The organism is Sphaerospermopsis reniformis (assembly GCF_005402885.1).
Classification (GTDB): domain Bacteria; phylum Cyanobacteriota; class Cyanobacteriia; order Cyanobacteriales; family Nostocaceae; genus Sphaerospermopsis; species Sphaerospermopsis kisseleviana.
On the sequence record NZ_BJCE01000091.1, the window covers coordinates 1 to 20,009 of the forward strand.

At 38.0% G+C, this 20,009-nt stretch carries 15 protein-coding genes; 7 read left to right on the forward strand and 8 right to left on the reverse strand.

Annotation, left to right across the window (positions count from 1 at the left end):
* Positions 1 to 209, forward strand: a 209-nt coding sequence (locus FFR48_RS14080) for a hypothetical protein (RefSeq protein WP_162501884.1), incomplete at its 5' end; no start/stop codon positions are given.
* A gap of 58 nt (positions 210 to 267) precedes the next feature.
* Here the strand turns inward: FFR48_RS14080 and gyrA are convergent.
* A complete protein-coding gene (gene gyrA, locus FFR48_RS14085) occupies positions 268 to 2,754 on the reverse strand; it encodes a DNA gyrase subunit A (RefSeq protein ID WP_096569058.1) in 2,487 nt (828 codons plus the stop codon).
* A 342-nt stretch (positions 2,755 to 3,096) separates the two neighbouring features.
* Here gyrA and FFR48_RS14090 point away from each other — a divergent pair, with 342 nt between their 5' ends.
* On the forward strand, positions 3,097 to 3,495 hold the full coding sequence (locus FFR48_RS14090) for a response regulator (protein ID WP_096569055.1): 399 nt from the start codon (positions 3,097 to 3,099) through the stop codon (positions 3,493 to 3,495).
* A 75-nt stretch (positions 3,496 to 3,570) separates the two neighbouring features.
* Here the strand turns inward: FFR48_RS14090 and FFR48_RS14095 are convergent, their stop codons facing one another.
* A complete protein-coding gene (locus tag FFR48_RS14095) occupies positions 3,571 to 4,455 on the reverse strand; it encodes a tetratricopeptide repeat protein (protein WP_096569052.1) in 885 nt (294 codons plus the stop codon).
* Positions 4,456 to 4,648: 193 nt separating this feature from the next.
* Between FFR48_RS14095 and FFR48_RS14100 the strand changes: the two genes are divergently transcribed.
* From FFR48_RS14100 to FFR48_RS14115, 4 genes are all read left to right on the forward strand, one after another.
* A complete protein-coding gene (locus FFR48_RS14100; protein WP_137667783.1) occupies positions 4,649 to 5,236 on the forward strand; it encodes a TetR/AcrR family transcriptional regulator in 588 nt (195 codons plus the stop codon).
* A 507-nt stretch (positions 5,237 to 5,743) separates the two neighbouring features.
* Positions 5,744 to 7,204, forward strand: a complete 1,461-nt coding sequence (locus tag FFR48_RS14105; protein WP_137667784.1) for an efflux RND transporter periplasmic adaptor subunit — start codon at positions 5,744 to 5,746, stop codon at positions 7,202 to 7,204.
* Between the two features lie 167 nt (positions 7,205 to 7,371).
* On the forward strand, positions 7,372 to 8,589 hold the full coding sequence (locus FFR48_RS14110; RefSeq protein ID WP_137667785.1) for an ABC transporter permease: 1,218 nt from the start codon (positions 7,372 to 7,374) through the stop codon (positions 8,587 to 8,589).
* A gap of 139 nt (positions 8,590 to 8,728) precedes the next feature.
* Entirely contained in the window at positions 8,729 to 9,493 is a 765-nt protein-coding gene (locus FFR48_RS14115; RefSeq protein ID WP_096569040.1) for an ABC transporter ATP-binding protein, read from the forward strand.
* 128 nt (positions 9,494 to 9,621) lie between these two features.
* On the opposite strand, the gene FFR48_RS14120 is transcribed toward FFR48_RS14115, so the two are convergent.
* From FFR48_RS14120 to FFR48_RS14145, 6 genes are all read right to left on the reverse strand, one after another.
* Positions 9,622 to 11,718: a TonB-dependent receptor plug domain-containing protein gene (locus FFR48_RS14120; protein ID WP_137667786.1), complete on the reverse strand. Its 2,097-nt coding sequence runs from the start codon at positions 11,716 to 11,718 to the stop codon at positions 9,622 to 9,624.
* 93 nt (positions 11,719 to 11,811) lie between these two features.
* Positions 11,812 to 13,347, reverse strand: a complete 1,536-nt coding sequence (locus tag FFR48_RS14125) for an energy transducer TonB (protein ID WP_137667787.1) — start codon at positions 13,345 to 13,347, stop codon at positions 11,812 to 11,814.
* 121 nt (positions 13,348 to 13,468) lie between these two features.
* Positions 13,469 to 13,804 carry a cytochrome c6 PetJ gene (gene petJ / locus FFR48_RS14130; protein ID WP_137667788.1) on the reverse strand — a complete coding sequence of 112 codons (336 nt, stop codon included), beginning with the start codon at positions 13,802 to 13,804 and terminating at the stop codon, positions 13,469 to 13,471.
* A gap of 342 nt (positions 13,805 to 14,146) precedes the next feature.
* Positions 14,147 to 14,479, reverse strand: coding sequence for a cytochrome c6 PetJ (gene petJ / locus FFR48_RS14135; protein ID WP_137667789.1), 333 nt, complete (start codon positions 14,477 to 14,479; stop codon positions 14,147 to 14,149).
* Positions 14,480 to 14,796: 317 nt separating this feature from the next.
* Positions 14,797 to 15,288: a GNAT family N-acetyltransferase gene (locus tag FFR48_RS14140; protein ID WP_137667790.1), complete on the reverse strand. Its 492-nt coding sequence runs from the start codon at positions 15,286 to 15,288 to the stop codon at positions 14,797 to 14,799.
* 265 nt (positions 15,289 to 15,553) lie between these two features.
* A complete protein-coding gene (locus FFR48_RS14145; protein WP_096569022.1) occupies positions 15,554 to 16,723 on the reverse strand; it encodes an RpoD/SigA family RNA polymerase sigma factor in 1,170 nt (389 codons plus the stop codon).
* A 752-nt stretch (positions 16,724 to 17,475) separates the two neighbouring features.
* On the opposite strand from FFR48_RS14145, the gene priA reads away from it, so the two are divergent.
* A partial coding sequence (gene priA, locus FFR48_RS14150) for a primosomal protein N' (protein WP_137667791.1) occupies positions 17,476 to 20,009 on the forward strand: 2,534 nt, incomplete at its 3' end.

Here is a 20,009-nt window from a genome sequence, read left to right on the forward strand (position 1 = left end):
GGGGAATACCAACTTCCACCTTATTAGCACAAGTAAAACCAGAAATTCTCACCGCCTATTCCTTACCTGTACCAAATATTTCCCAACCAGTACCAGACGTACCAGCATTAACAGGATGGTTAGGAGACACAATTTTTTTCAGAAATGCAATATTGATTTATGTTTGTGTAGAGATTTGTGAACATAATTTAACAAATCTTATAAATTGATTAGCCAACAGGTGACAAGAATGTTGTCACCCTGAACTTCCAAGCTAAACTTCTAAATTTATGATCGCACCTCAAAAACGCTGATAATTACCTCATCTCGATTGACTTGTAAAACACTTTCACCCTTAGCATCTCTATCTAGCATCGGCACAGAGTCCACAGGTATTCTGACCACTCGCTCCTTGTTAGTAACTATTACCACCTCTGTACCAGAGATAGCACGTACCATTCCCGCCAAATGATCAGTTTTGTTATGAAACTTGAGGATTTGTAGACCTAAATCACCACGATTAGCTGCTCTTAAATTGCTGGCGGGTATTCGCTTGGCGTATCCTTCTTGAGTAACCAGCAATAACTGATCATCTTTACCAACATTCGCACAGCCGACCATTTGCTGATTTTTTACCAAGCGAAAAGCTTGTAAACCCATTGCCGCACGTCCCATAAGAGGTAACTGTTCATCATTAACGGCAAATCGCAACAAGCGGCCGCCAGAACTAGCTAAAATCAGATGTTGACCTGTGGTGGTAAACTCAGTAAAAGACAATTCATCATTATCTTTGAGTTTTAAAATCGTAATTCCGCGCCGACTGAGATTAGCAAATTCCTCCAAAGCCAGACGCTTAATGCGCCCTTGTTTTGTCAGCAGTACAATTTGATTAATTTCAGGATCTTCTGGCAGCACAAAGCGGCTAACAATACCTTCTACATTGGCTTGAGCCGTACTGGTAAGCATGGTAATTAATGGTGTTCCCCGTGGAGAACGTCCAGTTGTGGCGGGAATATCTCCCACCTTCACAGGGTAAACTTTGCCCCCAGTATTGAGGATGAGCAAATCTTGATTGGTATCAGTTACCGCTGTTTGAATAATGAAGTCATTTTCATGCAAACTGTTTTCAGTTTTTGGCTTCTTCCCATGAGGAGAAAGACGACGTACATAACCGCGTTGAGTAAATTCTAAAATAGCTTCTTCTGAGGGTTGTTCAGATTTGGAATTTTCCTCTGTTTCTGTTTTGCCCTTTTCTTGTTTAACTGGGATATCGCTGATGGAAGAAATTTTAGTTCTTCTAGCATCTTCATATTTGCGTTTGAGAGTTCGCAAATCCTTTTTCAAAGACTTCAGTAATTCCCGTCGGTCTTCCAGTAATCTCCGCAATGAGGTAATTTGCGCGTTGAGGTCACTAAATTCTTGCTGTAAATTTTGTTGTTCTAAACTGGTGAGACGGCGTAATGGCATGGCTAAAATGGCATCCGCTTGTACTTCACTCAAATCTAATTGGCTACAAAGAGTCATTTTGGCTGTACTACCATCGGTAGCTTGCCTTAAAATAGCAATTACTTCATCTAAGTTAGATAAAGCTGTTAATAAACCAGTGACGATATTTAAACGATTTTCAGCTTTACCTAACTCATAACTGTAGCGACGATTAAGGGTATGTTCTCGGAAATTGAGAAATTCCTGTAACATTTGCCGCAAGCTTAACTGGCGGGGTTGTCCATCCACCAAAGCCAAAAGAATTGCGCCAAAGGTAGTTTGTAGGGCTGTTTGGTGGTAGAGATGTTGGAGGACATCCTGGGGGTTGGTATCGCGTTTGAGTTCAATGACTACTCGCATTCCTTCACGATCGCTCTCATCTCGCAAATCAGAAATGCCGTGTAAACGACCTTGATTGACCAAATCAGCGACTTTTTCAATCCAGCCAGCTTTATTCACTTGATACGGTAATTCTGTGACGATAATCGCTGTCCGGCGCTTACTTCCCCTAGTTGGCATAACTTCTTCTAGGGTAGCTACACCCCGGAGAACGATCCCACCTTTACCGGTAGTGTATGCTTCTCGAATGCCTGAGTTACCAACAATTTCCCCACCTGTAGGAAAGTCAGGTCCAGGAATTAGCTCAAATAACTTCTCATCCTTTAAATCTGGATTATCAATTAAAGCTATTAAACCATCGACTATTTCCCCTAAATTATGGGGTGGAATATTTGTAGCCATTCCCACAGCAATACCAGCACAGCCATTAAGTAAGAGAAATGGTAACTGAGCAGGTAATACTGTGGGTTCTTGTTGTGAATTATCGAAATTTCCGATAAATTCTACAGTTTCTTCGCCAATTTCTGCCAGCATTCCTTCATGACTCACTGGTGCAAGGCGCGTCTCTGTATAACGCATTGCTGCTGGTGGGTCATTATCCACACTGCCAAAATTACCATGTCCGGCTAGTAAGGGGTAACGGCTGGAAAAATCTTGTACTAACCTGACCAAAGCATCATAAACAGCTTGATCCCCGTGGGGATGGTATTTACCTAATACGTCACCAACTACGCGAGCGCATTTGCGATAAGGTCTATCTGGTGTTAAACCGAGTTCGTGCATGGCATACAAAATCCGCCGATGCACAGGCTTTAAGCCATCACGCACGTCCGGTAATGCTCGCCCAACTATCACACTCATGGCATATTCTAGATAAGACCGTTGCATCTCGGTGTGCAGGGGTGTTGGAATTACCTGTCCCGTGGAGAGAAGGTTTAACTGTTGTGCCATGAGTTTTTTCCCTGAATTCTAACTATACAAAAATCGCTGTAACTTACCACTGTAACAACCACAGCATTACCAATGAAATAGCATTCCTCACACAATCTTGATTCTCAGAGGATAAAAAACCGTAGTATTATCCTTGATGTTGGGGATACACATTGATTATTAAACGGGTGGCAAATATTATTTGCTGCATAACGTCTTATACCAAATTGGTAGCGGTTATACTGTTTCAAATTGTGGAAACACCTTAACCATCAACACTTTCCCATCGAAAATCCCAAAGCAGAAATCCAATATTGCTTGTAATCCTCCCATATTCACCCTAATTTAAATTCTTAAATTCTCATGAAAACAGTTTTGATTGTCGAAGATGATCTGATTAATGCTCGTGTTTTTTCCAAGATTTTGACCAAACGTGGTGGCTTGGGGGTAAAACACACGGAAGATGTGGAAGAAGTAATAAAAATTGCCCAAGCTGGGGAAGCTGATTTGATTTTAATGGATGTTTCTCTGTCACGTAGTATTTATCAAGGCAAGTCTGTTGATGGTATCAAAATTACACAAATGTTAAAATCTGACCCACAAACCGCAAATTTACCTGTGATTTTAGTGACTGCACACGCTATGGAAGGCGACCGCGAGAACTTTCTTAAACAAAGTGGTGCTGATGGCTACATCTCAAAACCAGTTGTTGACCATCAGCAATTTGTTGAGCAAATCATGGAACTTCTCCCCAAAAACTAGCTTTGAGTATTGATAACTGATATTAGCAACGTTCACCCATCAAGATTTGGCAATATTTGTATTTTGGGAAAGAATCTACTGTGCAGTCGGTGGATCGGGGATGATTACATCTTCCTGTGGATATAGGGCTGATTGCATTTGAGGTAAATCCAAGAACTTTTTGGCATCTAGTAACAGGCGTGTACCCCAAAGGTTTTGTTTAAGAAAGTCTAATTCTGCATAGCGTTGGTCTATGCGGAGTGCTTCTTGCCCTATTGCTAAACCTTGTTGGCTATCGCCTTTAGTATACAGTGCTACTGCTAGTGCTAATAAAGGTTCTGCTGCTTTTTTGTCAATAGCAATTGCCTCTTGCCATTTCTTTATTGCGCCTTCAACATCCCCTTGTTCGTATTTAATTAAGCCAATGTTGTTAACTGCTGGCCAGAATTTTTTATCCTGGGATACAGATTCATTAAATTTGGCGATCGCCTCTGGTAAACGACCGAGCATATAATAAGCATTACCCAGATCAAACAACCCTTCTGGATCATTGGGTTGTAACTTCAACCCAGCTTGATAATAGTTGGCTGAAGCTTGATAATTTTCTTTCTGAAAATTAGCTGAACCTATAGCAAAAAGAACATCCGCATTTTTGGGATTGAGAGTTTGTGCCTTTTTCAAAGCTGCGATCGCTGCATCAAACTCTTTTGTTTGCAGATGTAATCCACCTAACAGGAACCATACTTTATCATTTTTAGGAGCTAGTTGAGTCGCCAGCCTCGCTCTTGGCAAGGCCATATCAATTTGCTGAAACTGAGCTAATTGAGCAGCTTCTTGAGCCAAGCTCAAACCCTGCTTCTCTAACTTAGCTGTATCAATCTCTACTGTATGAGGTATTAGCGCCTGTGCGTGAACTGCTTGGGGCAGATTCCATAAACCACAGACAATTAGAAAAGAAATAAAATTAAGGTGTTTTGGCACACTACCGCCTCTTAGCCACAAATCAATTTATCTTTACCGTTAGCTTAGACGATTTCCACTGTAGACGACAGGTAAATTTTACAGAATAGTGGTGATTGGTGATTGGTGATTGGTGATTGGATGAATAACCCAATTCCCAATTGACATTAATTGTGAAAATTTGTTATATTAATAAGTAATAACATACTTATTTATGCCACGGACACCAAAAATTACCAATGAGCAAATATTAGATGCAGCCCGTGAAATATTTCTTGAGCAAGGTTTTGGGGCTTCAACCTTGGAAATTGCTCAAAAAGCTGGAATTTCAGAAGCGTCTATTTTCAAACGCTTTTCCACTAAAGAAGAACTTTTCTTTGCATCAATGGGTATTCCTGAAAAATCACCTTGGGGAAAGAAACTTGACGCTTTGGTGGGAAAAGGAAATCTGAAACAAAATCTTATAGATTTGAGTCTAGAGATTCTAGAATTTAATCGTCAAGTAATGCCACGTTTGATGATGTTGCGATCGCGTGGTAATTTAATCCCAGAAATGTTCAATCGCGCAGATTCTAGACCTAGCCGAGATTTGAAAACATTTACCAATTTTCTAGAAAGGGAAATAGCACAAGGAAGACTGCGCCCCTGCGATCCCCAAACTATTGCTATGATATTGTTAGGATCACTGATGAATTATGTTTTCTTAGAGCATATACACCCCACAGGAGAACGACCTACAGATGAACTCTTATTTGTCCAGAATCTCATAGAGATAGTTTGGCAGGGAATTTCACCTACTTAATCTCAATATTAATTGCACAAGTGAGTGTAATATTTTTAGCCAATTAATTTGGGCAATTATTCAACAATGGACAATTAACAATGAACAATTGACAATTAACAATGAACAATTGACAATTACCTTTCCCTGAAAGTCAGAGTCTTGAAAAAGCGGAATTTTTGGCTTTTTTACCCTGTAAAGAGGAGGTGTTAAACCTTGAATGAAACAATTGTCAATTATCAACTGTCAATTATCAATTAATAAGTGATTACTTACATTTTATTGTTGTGGTTTGAGATTGGTGATTAGTGATTACACCCACGTTTCGTCTTTCCTCAACACCAGTAAAATTCACCCTATGATGTGAGGGCGCACCATTCTCTAAACTTTTAGTATAAATAAGAACTTACATCTATTCATCTTAGTTATTTGTCAGTTAATAGCAAAAGATTGTTTAGTATTGAGATCAAAACTTGATAAATTGGGTAATTTACGAAATTTTAGACAAATAAGAAGGCAAATAATAATATGACTAGCTACACAGAAATTCCACTGATAGGCAAAAAAGTTAAGTATCCATTACGCTGGCTGATGGGTTTAGTCGCTGCTGGTGTTTTCGTTGTGGGGACAACAACAGTCCTAAAAGTAGTAAACCGGGAAAACAGCAAACAAGACATTTCTCAACTCACTGTTCCCGTGGAAGCAAAAAGCGTCACAGTGAGAATTACAGCGAGTGGGAAAGTGCAACCAGTACAAAGCGTGAATATTAGCCCGAAAAGTCCGGGATTATTAGCAGAATTAAACGTTGAACAGGGAGAAACAGTCCAAAAGGGGCAAATTATAGCCCGCATGGATAATTCCGAAATCAAGATGCGGATACTTCAGTATCAAGCTAACTTAGAACAGGCCAAGGCACAACTAGCAGAAAGCGAAGCAGGGAGTCGTCCTGAAGAAATTGCCCAAGCAAAAGCGAGATTAGCACAAGCGCAAGCTCAACTAGCTGTAATTCGTGCTGGTAATCGTTCGCAGGAAATTGATCAAGCTAGGGCGGCTGTAGATGCTGCTAACGCTCAGGTAGAACTAACTCAATCCAGGGTAAAGCGTTACCAAGCTTTAGCTAAAGAAGGTGCTATTTCTCAAGATACTTTAGACCAGTACATTACTGAAGATAGAAGAGCAAAAGCCAGTTTAGAAGAAGCAAAAAAGCGATTATCTTTGCAAAAAGCTGGAAACCGTGATGAAGATATCAAAAGACAACAAGCAGTTGTTACCCAAGAAAGGGAAGCATTGCGAAAGTTAGAAAATGGTAGTCGTCCTGAAGAAATTGCTCGTTTGAGAGCAGCTGTAACAGCTGCCAATGCTCAATTAAGACAGCAACAAGTACAGTTAGAAGATACAATTATCCGCGCTCCCTTTTCTGGAATTGTTACCCAAAGATATGCCACATTAGGAGGTTATGTTAGTCCTGCTATTTCTGCTTCTAGTAATGCTTCTGCTACTTCCACTTCAATTATTGCTTTAGCTAGAGGTTTAGAAATTTTGGCGAATGTTCCTGAAACTGATATTGGGAGAATTAAACAAGGACAAGAAGTAGAAATTGTCGCTGATGCTTATCCTGATCAGGTGTTTAAAGGGAGTGTACGTTTAATTGCTCCTGAAGCAGTTGTAGAACAAGGTGTAACATCATTTCAGGTGCGGATAAATATTGATAGTGGTGTGGATAAATTGCGTTCTGGTTTAAATGTGGATGTGACATTTTTGGGCGATCGCATTAATGACGCTTTAACTATACCCACTGTCGCTATTCTCACGGAAAATGGCAAAACAGGGGTATTAGTACCAGATGAAAATAATAAACCCCAGCTTCGAGAAATTACTATTGGTACACAAATTAAAAATGAAACTCAAGTTTTAGAGGGTGTAAAAACAGGTGATTTAATATTTATTAATCCTCCAAAAGATTACAAGATTAAAAAAGAGAAAAAATAGGTGACAGGAGTTAGGAGTCGTAGGGGCGAAGCATTCGGAAAATAACCTGTGATAAAAATTGATAATTTATCGCCCGAATGCTTCGCCCTTACAGGAGTTAGGAGTTAAATAGAGAAAGAAGAATAATTCTGAAAATCCAAAATCTAAAATCCAAAATCAAACGTCTTATGAATTTTCTAGAAAGTGTACAAATGGCAGGTAAAACCCTGATATCTAATAAACTGAGAAGTGTTTTAACAATGCTGGGGATTATTATTGGCAATAGCTCAGTAATTGCGATGATTGGTATTGGTGAAGGTGGACAAAAATTTGTATCTGACCAATTAAATTCCTTGGGTCCAAATGTTGTATTTGTGATTCCTGGTAATGAAGAAGTTCAGCGAGTTTCTAGGGATGTTGTGAGAACTTTAGTTTTAGAAGATGCGAATGCAATTGATACTCAAGTACCGACCATAGCAGAAACAACAGCAGAATTAAATAGTAGACAGGTTGTTACTTATAAAAACAGAAATACCAATGTGAATATTATTGGTACAACTCCTAGTTTTTTGAAAGTACGTGATTTTGAAGTAGCAACAGGAAGATTTTTCACCGACATAGATATGAAGCGCAGTAACCAAGTTGTGGTTTTAGGTGGGAAATTAAAAGAAAAACTTTTTGGTGATAAAAATCCTATTAGTCAACCAATTAGAATCAAAAATACCAGCTTTCAAGTAATTGGTGTTTTAACAGAAAAAGGTTCAAATTTGGGTGTAAATTATGATGATTCTGCATTAGTGCCCATTATGACAGCAGCAAATCGTTTAGTGGGTAAAACCTCACCTTATGGTTTAGAAGTAACTTATATTGTTGCTTCTGCTAAAGATGCTGATAGTGTGGATGCAGCAGAATTTCAAATTACTAATTTACTGCGACAAAGACATAAATTAGTGGGGGAAAATGACTTTACTATTCGTACCCAAAAAGATGCTTTAGAAACAGTCGGTCAAATTTCCGGTGCTTTGACAATTATGTTAACAGGAATTGCGGCTATTTCCTTATTTGTTGGTGGTATTGGAATTATGAATATTATGTTGGTTTCTGTAACTGAACGTACCCAAGAAATTGGTTTAAGAAAAGCGATAGGTGCTACCCAACAAGATATTTTACTTCAGTTCATGATTGAAGCAGTTATTGTTTCTGTCATTGGTGGTGTAGTTGGTACTGCTGTGGGAGTTGGGGGTATAATGTTAGTCGCTGCTGTAAGTCCTTTAGAAGCAAGTATTTCTTTTGTTTCTATTAGTATGGCGGTGGGTATTTCTGGGGGTATTGGTTTATTTTTTGGGGTTGTTCCTGCGCGTCGTGCTGCACAACTTGATCCTATTGTGGCGTTGAGGAGTGCGTGAGTAATTGAAAATGTCTGAATCAAGATTTCCAGGATTTAAGGATTTACAAATTATCAATGAATTCTGCAAGAGTTCTATTATAATATTGTAATTACAAAAAACTACTTTTGTAAACTAATCATTAGAAAATTAAATCTCTATGTCTAACACTCTCACTATTCATGATTCTCTTTCTCCTAACTCTGAACCAAAATCAGAAATTATCCGTTTAGAAAATATATTTAAAGTCTACGGAATGGGGGAAACAGAAGTACAAGCATTAAATGATATCAACTTATCTATTCATGAAGGTGAATATTGTGCCATTATGGGTCCTTCTGGGTCGGGAAAATCTACAGCGATGAATATTGTCGGTTGTTTAGATCGTCCTAGTTCTGGTAATTATTATTTAGATAATGTCAATGTTGCCCAAATGAATGATCAGGACTTAGCACACATTAGAAATAAAAAGCTGGGTTTTGTATTTCAACAATTTCATTTATTACCCCAACTTACAGCTTTAGAAAATGTGATGTTACCAATGGTTTATGCTGGGGTAAAACCCAGTGAAAGAAAAGAACGTGCTGCGGAAGCATTAATAAAAGTAGGGTTAGAAAAACGTTTAAATAATAAACCTACTCAGTTATCAGGAGGACAACAACAAAGAGTAGCGATCGCTCGTGCAATTGTCAACCGTCCTGTTGTACTCTTAGCAGATGAACCTACCGGTGCTTTAGACTCTCGCACAACTCAAGAAGTTTTAGATATTTTTGGTGAATTAAATAGCACGGGAATTACAGTTGTGATGGTGACTCATGAAACGGAAGTTGCTAGTCAAACCAATCGCATTGTTTGGTTTCGTGATGGAAAAGTTGTACACTCTCACTTAACACCAGAAGAGTTACATCAACTGGTAGCTTCTTAGAGGATGTTTGAAAAGTCTCTCATGATGTATCAAATATTTTCAGATCCCCCTAAAACCTCATTGAAAAGGGGGACTTTAAAGAATTTAGTCCCCCCTTTTTAAGGGGGTTGGGGGAATCTAAAAATCAACTATATACTAGAAGTTAACCCCAAACGAAAAGTAAAACCAGGACTATAGATACGATTCACCTTTTCATATTGTTCACCGAACAAATTTTCCAAGTAAAAAGTCAATCCTAAATTTTGACTCACAGGAATACGACCACTCAAATCTAAATTTACAAAAGAAGGTGAAAAATCTGTAGGTCTCTCACCAGCAGCGGTATTAGCAAACACAGCCCGACGAGTACCACTATTATAAGTCAGATACAAATTAGCTTCCCATCCATGCTTTTGATAACCAATTCCACCTTGCAGCAAAGAATAAGGAATCAAACCTAATTGTAAACCTGTTTCCCTTCCCGTTTTAATTTCGGCATCTGTATAAGTGTAGTTGATAAAAGTAGACCAATCACGAGCTAATTTTAATTGCAAAGCAGCTTCTAAACCATTAGTATCTACCAAACCCACATTTTCCCATCTACCAGCAATAATTCCCAAGCGATTATCTAAACTACTACCAAAATAAGTCAACTGCGCCAGCAAACTACTAGATAAATTAAAATCCACTCCCGCAGTCCAAGTAGAACCAGTTTCTGGTTTTAAATTTGGGTTTGGTTTCCAATTATGAACAGTGTCAAAAACATATAATTGATCTAAACCAGGATTACGTTGCGCCCCCGCCCAACTTCCACGCACAGCAACTACAGAATTAATTCCATAACGGAAACCAACACTGGGATTGAAATAACTGTCAAACTGACTATCAAAGCTTTGTCTTAAACCCAAATCAATCAGAAAATCATCACTAATTTTCCAAGTATTCACAGCAAACAAAGCCGTATTTAAAACACTTCTATCTTCCTTTTCATTTTCCGCAGCAAGAGCAGGGTTTGTACTCAACACATCACCTATTAAATCAGTGTTTTTTAAATCTAAACCCCAACGCAATTGATTATTGTCGCTCAGTTTCCACTCATGATCTACCCTAGTAGTAATTTGTTTAGTATCTAAAATTCCCGTGCGGTAAAAAATTCCTCCTGGTCCCGTTGGTCCGTATGTACTAAAGTAATTTTGATTATAACCGATAGTAGTTGTTAAATTTGAATCGTTATCTTTACCCAGTCGAGTTTTCCAGGATAACCCAATATTTAAACTATCATGATCTAATCTATCTCTTTGTAAAGGAAAACCAAAATAAATTAATCCCCGACGACTGCTAAGAGCAGTAACATCTAAATTCACAGAATTTTTAGCATCTAAATCTAAACCAATACTACCAAAATAGGTACTGGTGGCAGTATCAGCATTAAATAAATAACCATCCGCAGGATTACGATTTGCTGCACCCACAGGAACACGATAACGGTTGTCTATAAAGAATCTTTCAAAACTGAAATTGTATTTGACTTTATTAGCAGAACCAGAATAAGTAACCTGTTGATTATTTAAATTTAAAGATCCAAATTCTGCACTACCAGTTAATTTTGGTTTCCTAAAACCTTCTTTGGTGATAATATTTACAATCCCACCAAAAGCCGAAGAACCATATAAAGATGAAGCCGCACCGCTATATAATTCTACCCTTTCAATTGCCTCCACAGGAATACTATTTAAGTCAGTTCCACCATGATAGGTGCTAATATCATTATTAAATGGTCTGCCATTAATTAAGAATACAGATTGATTAATCGAAGCACCGCGATAATATGTTCCGGTGTGAATATCAGCACCATGTCCCACATTATTAATAGCAAAACCAGGCATTTTTTTTAAAACATCAGCAACGCTAGTAGCACCTTGTTTTGCGATTTCTTCTTTTTCAATTACATGAGTTGGTGTAGATTCGGGTAAAGCGTCTTTTTCTCCTATCGCTTCAATGGAAATATCTGTATCCTCTGTAGGTTCTGTAGGACTTAAATCTGTTTCTGTGTTTTTTTTAACTTCGGTTTCCGCAGGTTGTTGAGTTAATAAGTTCGCATTTGTGGCAGGTAGTTGAATTTCATTTAAACTAGGAATATCTGAATTTACTACCTGATCTTTAGTTTTATTATTATTAGCGACAGCAGGAAAAGCTACCAGTAAACTCAGTAAAAAAACTGGCAGGAAAACAAAATTATTATTCATCTTTCTCAACTCACACTTGGTAAAAACAAATGTAGGTATTCTCTCTGTTTATATAAAAACTGTCAAAAGACAAGCTGTCATATTTCAGATCACCTAATTATTTTCTGAATCACTATTAGACTCAGAAGAGGTAGAATCAGGTGGTGTTACTTCCTGGGTTTTACTTTCATCAACCTGATTTTCTGTATCAGATTTGACTGGTTCTAGTGAAGATGTAGATTCTTGAGGATTGGTAATTTTTGGTTTTGGTTGAGAAGCTTCTCTCTGTCTTTCTCTTTGTCTTTCTTTGATTTGACGATGACGCTGTGACCCTTGGATCGCAAAATTAATTGATGCTCTCACACCTTGTCTACCACCATCTAAAGGTGTTAATTTCCACTCTTGTACAGCTTGTTGAGCAGCTTCATCTAGTTCACTATCACCACTAGAACGAATTAACCGCACAAAGGTAACATTACCATTAATATCCGTATCAAGAGCAACTTCAGCACGACCTTCTATACCCCGCCTTCTGGCTTTATCGGGATATTTGATATCACATCTAATACAATCTGCACGATTTAATTTTGTCCCATTGACAGGACGTGGTTTTGGTGCGATCGCAATATTTCTCTCACCATTTCCAATACCATTTCCAGTACCTTTACCTGCACCATTTCCAATACCATTTCCAGTGCCATTTCCAGTACCTTTACCTGCACTATTTCCAATACCATCTCCAGTACCGCTACCCTCACCATTTCCAGTCCCATTTTCTGTACCTTTACTTAAACCAGACCGCAAACGATTACCTAAATTACTTAAACTATTTTGACTAGATGAAGTAGTAAAAGTATTGTTGGAACTAACACTAACACTGCTAGGAGTTATTAACTTTGGTGCTGGAACATTTGAAAGTTTTGTATCTGGTATGACAGTTTGTTCAGGTTGTTCAACTGTGGGTTGAGTGGTTGTTTCAGTTTCTACTTTTTCAGTTATTTTTTCAGTTATTTTTGAAATAGGTGTAGTTGTTAAACTTGGTTGTGTTGTCGTCGGTTCAGGAATAGTTTTAGCAATAGGTGTAGTTGTTAAACTTGGTTGTGTTGTCGTCGGTTCAGGAATAGTTTTAGTAATAGGTGTAGTTGTTAAACTTGGTTGTGTTATCGTCGGTTCAGGAATAGTTTTAGTAATAGGTGTAGTTGTTAAACTTGGTTGTGTTATCGTCTTTTCAGGAATAGTTAGTGTTTGGCGTTGTTTGACAACAAAATTTTGAGTAGTTTTCAGTTGGGTTTGTTTAACTACAGGTTGAATAGCAGCATTACTCACGCTCAAGGTAGTTTTTTCTGGAAGAGAACTTTTAAAATTGTTATTACCACCACTACCACCACTACCACCACTAGCAGAATTTATCTTTGGTTGAGAGTTTTTTATCTCTTGTGGTTTGGCTATTATTTCCGGAACAGTTTCCACAATTGTGATTTCAATTGGTTCTTCTTGAGTTTGAGAAACTCTTTGTATAAATTTGCCAATCCCTAAAGCTAAAACCCCAATATGAAATACTAAAGAAGCGATGAGACTACAAAATAAAAAAGATTTAAGTGCTTTAGCTTCTTTTTCTCGCTGCTCTACAATTACAATCGAAAAACCCATATTTTAATTATTGTTTATGTTTTTATAATTTATTAGTTGTTTCTACTTATCTAATAATTGGATTAATTAGCGAGACAAAAAGCCCCGCCAATAATTATTTCAATTCAGAAAGTAAATTGTATTACTTCCAATTTTTATCTGCTTGTTCCAACACATAAGCAGCTACATTTTCAATGTTTTCGGTTTTTATGCGCTTACCAAAGGCTGGCATCGCACCCTTGCCGTTTGTAATTTGAGTAATAATAGCTTCATCAGAGTACATACCGTACTTTTCCAAAGCTTCTTTTTTCAAGCTTTTAGCAGCATTAACTAAATTTTTACCCCCCGCATGACATTGAGCGCAATTAGCTGTAAATACTGCTTTTCCAGCAACTGTATCTGCTGCTAAAGCGGGACTACTGAAGGCAAAAGTGAAGATGGTTATGCCTAACAGTAATACGGAAATTATCTTTTTCATCTCGTGTTCTCTCTACAACAATCGTTGAGTTGGTGCAATATGCTTCATAATTTTCTTTGGATTCTGTTGTATCAGTCAAACGACAAGCTGTAAAACTTGGAGGTCATTTTGGCAAAATTTACCTGACGTTCTTTTTATATCACGGGTTTGCAGTAAATGTAAATTTATGTAAAGGTCAGTGTTTCCTAGCCTCTACAGATCACTTTTTCAGCAACCGCTAAATAGTAATTCTGATTCATAATTTTTGAATTATCAAGCATTATTCCCAACTGCCAAAACAGTTGGGAATCTCTTGTCTTACCCTTTCAGGTATAACTATTATTAACTCACTGACAAATCTATTTACCAGCCAGCTTCCGCTTTTTCCATGACGTAAGCAGCTACATTGGCAATATCATCAGCTGACAAATTATTTTTGAAAGCTGGCATAGCATTTTTACCGTTTGTAACTTGAGCAATAATAGCAGATTCAGAGTAAATATTGTACTCTTCTAAGTCTGCCTTACTCAAACTTTTAGCAGCATTAACTAAATTTTTACCACCTGCATGACAAGAAGCACAATTAGCTGTAAATATTTTTTCTCCAGCACCAGTGTCAGCAGCGAAAGCAGGATTAATGAAGGCAAAGGTGAAGATAGTGATGCCTAATAGTAATACAGAAATAATCTTTCTCATTTTGTGTTCTCTCTACAACAATTGCTGATTAGGAGGTAATTGCTCCATAATTCTCTTTTTATTGTCTTGTATAAATCAAAAGAATAACTGTAAAAATTGAACTAAATTATTAAGCATAATAGATGTAAGACTTATTATTGCAATGGTTGGGAATATATATTAATTTATATTAAACCCAAATTTAATTAGCCAAAAAATCATTTTTTAACTAAAAATTAAAAATTCATATCTAAAAAATGCTAACATTAATGCTAATAATTAGGCTTTTACTGCCGGAAATCGACTGATGAAGGCTGAATGCTTAGGTGAAAAGATGTTTATTGATTCGCTAATCTAGTAATTGCTGGTTCACTGACTCGGCAAATTCGCCAATCTTCTAAAATATCAGCCCCCATAGTCCGGTAAAATTCCTGTGCGGAAACATTCCAATCTAAAACACTCCATTCTAAGCGCCCACAATTTCTTTCAACAGCTATTTTTGCTAATTTAGTCAGCAGTGCTTTACCAATACCTTGACGACGATATTCAGGTAAAACAAAAATATCTTCTAAATAAATTCCTGGCTTGGTGAGAAATGTAGAATAATTGTGAAAAAATAAAGCAAAACCCACAGCTTTACCTGCGACTTCTGCTAAAATCGCCTCTATATATTTTCGTTCACCAAATAAATGATCGTTTAATGTTTCTGCATTACCAGTAACAGCAGCAGATAATTTTTCATATTCTGCCAAGCCCTGTATCAATTCAAACAACACAGCACTATCACCAGGTTCAGCAAACCTGATCATTAAATCACTACCAAAAGTCATTAGTTTTTAGCTTATAGTTCAACGTCTATAAATAGTTTATAGCTAAGTGTGTAATTTTTCTTAACTAATGACTAATGACTAATAGATATCTCCAGAAAAGAAATTATGGAACCTATTTATGGGGGCAGGGCGAAGCATTTGGGATATCTAGATGTCTGATTTTTCCGTTAAATTATTGCCCAAATGCTTCGCCCCTACAACTTATGACAAATTAATACATTCTATTTTGGAGAGGTCTAATGACTAATGACTCCTGATTCCTGCCTTAAATTAACCAACCTTTTAAACGTTTAGCGATATGAGGACGGCGTAATTTTCGCATCGCTTTACTTTGAATTTGCCGTACTCGTTCACGGGAAAGGTTAAACATATTCCCCACTTCTTCCAGAGTACAGGGTTCGCTGGTTGTCAGTCCATAGCGTAAAGAAATTACGTCTTTTTCCCTGGGAGTGAGAACATCACCTAAAACCTCCCATATCTCCTGACGCATCATATTTTCATTCATTTTTGCTTCTGGAGATTGGTTATCTTCATCTTCCAACAAGTCCATCAATTCTGTATCTTCTTCTTTACCAACACGGTGATTTAAAGATAATGCTTGCCGGCGTAGTTGTTGCAGTTGACGCAGTTGTTGAACGCTTATTTCCAACGACTCGGCCATTTCCGCTTCTGTCGGGTTGCGAGCGAGTTTTTGTTTAAGTTCTCTTTGGGCTTTTTTAAGTTTGTTGAGTTTTTCAACAATGTGAATTGGTAGGCGGATAGTGCGGGCATCATTAGCTATAGCCCGTGTAATCGCCTGTCGAATCCACCAATAAGCATAAGTCGAAAACTTATAGCCCTTATCGGGATCAAACTTCTCTGTAGCGCGATTTAAACCCATAGCCCCTTCTTGAATTAGATCTAGAAAAGGCACTCCCCGATTAAGATATCGTTTAGCAATAGATACTACTAATCTCAAGTTAGAGCGAATCATTTTCCGCTTCGCTACCCTACCTTGATACAACCGACTTTCCAGTTGTTTTTCCGTCATATCAAACTTAGCAGCTACCTCGCTTTTGCTGGGGTTGTGTCCCAGTTCTGCTTCTAAAGCAGCTTGTAAGTCTTTTACTTCTTCTAAAAATCTTACCCTATGCGCCAACTCTACTTCTTCGTCAGGTTTAAGGAGAGGATAACGCGCCATTTCCTTAAAAAACGCGCCCACAGCATCGTCATGTTCGGTTTTATTATATCCCGAAGGACGTGCCGCTGCCATTTCATCCCCATCTCGTTCATCTGACTCCAAATTTTCCACAATTGAAGAGTCTTCAAATACTACTGCATCTAAACTATCAAGTGATGGTTCTTCATGATCAGCAGCGTTATCCAGTATTTCCATTGTTCCCAATTCAGCAAGATTCATAGTTTCCTTTTGGGATAGTTGCTTGGTTTGGTACATAAATTTAGTGACAGCTGCTCGTTTGAGAATAGTTAGTTTTTACCGACATATACACCCATTTACCCAGCCAAATACAATCTTCTTGAAAATTCTTGATTCGGAAAGAAAATATGTATCTGTCTGCCATATTTTGGTTACATCTAGATACAATTTATATGGTCTTTGCACCCAAAATACCATCTTTCCCCACTACCAGCAGACATATTTCTAATTTTTTTCTTCATCACCAAATATGTCAAACCCCCCTCAAACATTCTCCAGCTTAACAAATATAAAAATTCCATCTAAAGACCCTATACGTTAAATTTTTATGTATTTCCATGAAGTTTTGTTTGATTTGGAGTAAAAAAGTTAAAGCTTCCTAAGTTAAAGCTTCCCAAATGATCCAAATTACAAAAATGGTAGCTTAAAATCCGGACAATCTTGATTGTATCAAAGCATCTCACATACAAAAACTATTGAATATCTATCAATAGGTGGAAAAACTCTACTACCTATTTAGTAGACAAAAACAACTCATTATTATCGGATATACTTTCATTTGTGTAGTTAGCATAAAATATTTATTGCACGTATTGTAGAAATTATTTTGTCTATAAGATGACATATAAACAAAGTTATCAACTATCATGAGTAATAAAAGTATTGCGAAATACAGTTTGTTTGTAGTAAAATAGTAGTTAAACGTTAAGTGCGTCTGGTGAATTTGATTCATTCAGATGAGCAAATATCTATTAAAAAAGCCAAAAATTATGTATATTCAGGATGTAAGTTTATCCTCTCTATTGGTAGCTGAACCAGGATCATCATACCAGTCCAAAACAAATCTTTATCCTTGGATTGAAGTATTGGTAGATTTGTCAAAAACTTTAGCGCCGACGACAAATAAAACACCAGAAGAGAATGTAGCAATTGATGAAACAGTAGAAAAAGATTTATTAAATGATGCCATACCAGAACAGGAATTATCAGTTGATGAACTATCTAACAAGGAGCTATTGATTTATAAGATACCAGAACATTTAGATATTAAACCGGGTGATATTTTAACAGTTCCCTGGAGGACACAACTGTTAGGAGGAATAGCGATTCGTTTATTATCCCAACCACCAGCAAATTTAGGACTAGAGAAAATTCGGGAAGTACAAGATGTAGTCAGCAAAGAATTTTTCTCTAGCACCTATTGGGAATTACTGAATCGCATCGCCGCCTATTACTACACACCATTAATTCAAGTCATTCGGGTAGCATTACCACCAGGATTATTAGGGCGATCGCAAAGTCGTCTGCGACTAAAACCAGAAAATATTCCCAATGGTGCAGCCGAATTTTTACGTTCTCAAGCTGCCAAAGAAATACTGACAATACTTGAATCGCAACCAGATGGAGATTACAGTTTTCAATACCTCAAACGTCAAGTCAAAGGTTTTTATTGGGCAAAAAAACAATTAATAGATAGAAACTGGGCAGAAAGCTATTTCAAATTCACTCAATCTAAACCACAAATGAAACTAGCAGTAACGCTAGTTGATCATGGAAGATACATGAATCTCACTAAACGGCAACAAGAAATATTGAAAATACTGGGAGATCATGGTGGTGAATTATGGGTGACAGAGTGTGTAGAGATATGTCAAACTACACTACCTACTTTAAGAGGATTAGAACAAAAAGGTTGTATTGTCATTGAAGAACGGGAAAAACTACGCAGAGAACAAGGACCCAAAATAGCCGGGGATCAAGCCAAATTATTAACACCAGCCCAAACTAATGCTTTAGAAACCATCAAATCATTAAACGGATTTGCTCAAATTTTATTACATGGGGTAACAGGTTCAGGAAAAACCGAAGTTTACCTACAGGCGATCGCCCCCCTACTCAACCAAGGAAAATCAGCCCTAGTATTAGTCCCAGAAATTGGCCTCACACCCCAACTCACAGATAGATTTCGCGCCCGTTTTGGTAACAAAGTGCAAGTTTATCACAGCGCCCTTTCCGACGGTGAACGCTACGACACCTGGCGACAAATGTTTACCGGAGAAGCCCAAGTAGTCATAGGAACACGCAGCGCCATCTTTTCCCCCTTACCCAACCTGGGATTAATTATCCTCGACGAAGAACACGACAGCAGCTTTAAACAAGACTCACCCATCCCCACTTACAACGCCCGCACAGTAGCCCAATGGCGTGCAGAACTAGAAAACTGCCCCCTAATTTTAGGTTCTGCTACCCCCTCCCTTGAAAGTTGGGTAAGTATCAAAGAAAGCAGGGGAGCAGGAAGCAGGGAGCAGGGAGAGATCAACAACCCAATCACCAATCACCAATACCTCTCCCTTCCTGAACGCATCAACTCCAAACCCCTACCACCTATAGAAATAGTGGATATGCGTCAAGAGTTGAAAGAAGGAAATAGATCAATATTTAGTAGATCCCTACAACAAGCTTTAGAAGAATTAAAACAAAGGAAACAACAGGGAATATTATTTATTCATCGTCGGGGACATAGCACCTTTGTTTCCTGTCGTAGCTGTGGTTATGTGCTGGAATGTCCCAACTGTGATGTATCCTTGGCTTATCATCATGTAGAAGAAGGCGCACCCCAGTTATTAAAATGTCATTATTGTAATTATGGTCAACCACACCCTAAAAACTGTCCTCAATGTAGTTCACCCTACCTCAAATTCTTTGGTAGTGGTACTCAAAGAGTAACCCAGGAACTACAACGCCAATTTCCCCACATTAAACCAATTCGTTTTGATAGCGACACCACCCGCAAAAAAGGCGCACATCGCACCCTGATCAGCCAATTTGCCAACGGTGAAGCAGACTTATTAGTGGGTACACAAATGCTCACCAAAGGTTTAGACTTACCCCAAGTTACCCTTGTAGGAGTAGTTGCGGCTGATGGGTTGCTACATTTATCAGATTATCGCGCTAGTGAACGAGCTTTTCAAACCTTAACCCAAGTTGCAGGAAGGGCGGGAAGAGGAGAAGATCCCGGTAGAGTAATTATCCAAACATACACCCCAGAACATCCAGTTATTGAAGCAGTGAAAACCCATGATTATCAATCTTTTTGTGATGCAGAATTAGAACAAAGGGAAGCACTTAATTATCCCCCCTATGGCAGATTAATATTATTACGTTTGAGTAGTTCTCCTGGTTTGCTACTCACTCCCAACAAAAAGGTATCAGAAATTGAGTTTGATTATACATCAACTACTCCCCAAGACACCAGCCAGGAAAAAAGTGTGAACTCCTTAAGGGTATTTATCGAGCGAGAAAC

Bases quoted from the DNA above. Each gene is read 5' to 3' on its own strand.
- gyrA (WP_096569058.1), bottom strand. From the start codon at position 2,754: ATGGCACAACAGTTAAACCTTCTCTCCACGGGACAGGTAATTCCAACA.
- FFR48_RS14090 (WP_096569055.1), top strand. From the start codon at position 3,097: ATGAAAACAGTTTTGATTGTCGAAGATGATCTGATTAATGCTCGTGTT.
- FFR48_RS14100 (WP_137667783.1), top strand. From the start codon at position 4,649: ATGCCACGGACACCAAAAATTACCAATGAGCAAATATTAGATGCAGCC.
- FFR48_RS14105 (WP_137667784.1), top strand. From the start codon at position 5,744: ATGACTAGCTACACAGAAATTCCACTGATAGGCAAAAAAGTTAAGTAT.
- FFR48_RS14110 (WP_137667785.1), top strand. From the start codon at position 7,372: ATGAATTTTCTAGAAAGTGTACAAATGGCAGGTAAAACCCTGATATCT.
- FFR48_RS14115 (WP_096569040.1), top strand. From the start codon at position 8,729: ATGTCTAACACTCTCACTATTCATGATTCTCTTTCTCCTAACTCTGAA.
- FFR48_RS14120 (WP_137667786.1), bottom strand. From the start codon at position 11,718: ATGAATAATAATTTTGTTTTCCTGCCAGTTTTTTTACTGAGTTTACTG.
- FFR48_RS14125 (WP_137667787.1), bottom strand. From the start codon at position 13,347: ATGGGTTTTTCGATTGTAATTGTAGAGCAGCGAGAAAAAGAAGCTAAA.
- petJ (WP_137667788.1), bottom strand. From the start codon at position 13,804: ATGAAAAAGATAATTTCCGTATTACTGTTAGGCATAACCATCTTCACT.
- petJ (WP_137667789.1), bottom strand. From the start codon at position 14,479: ATGAGAAAGATTATTTCTGTATTACTATTAGGCATCACTATCTTCACC.
- FFR48_RS14140 (WP_137667790.1), bottom strand. From the start codon at position 15,288: ATGACTTTTGGTAGTGATTTAATGATCAGGTTTGCTGAACCTGGTGAT.
- FFR48_RS14145 (WP_096569022.1), bottom strand. From the start codon at position 16,723: ATGTACCAAACCAAGCAACTATCCCAAAAGGAAACTATGAATCTTGCT.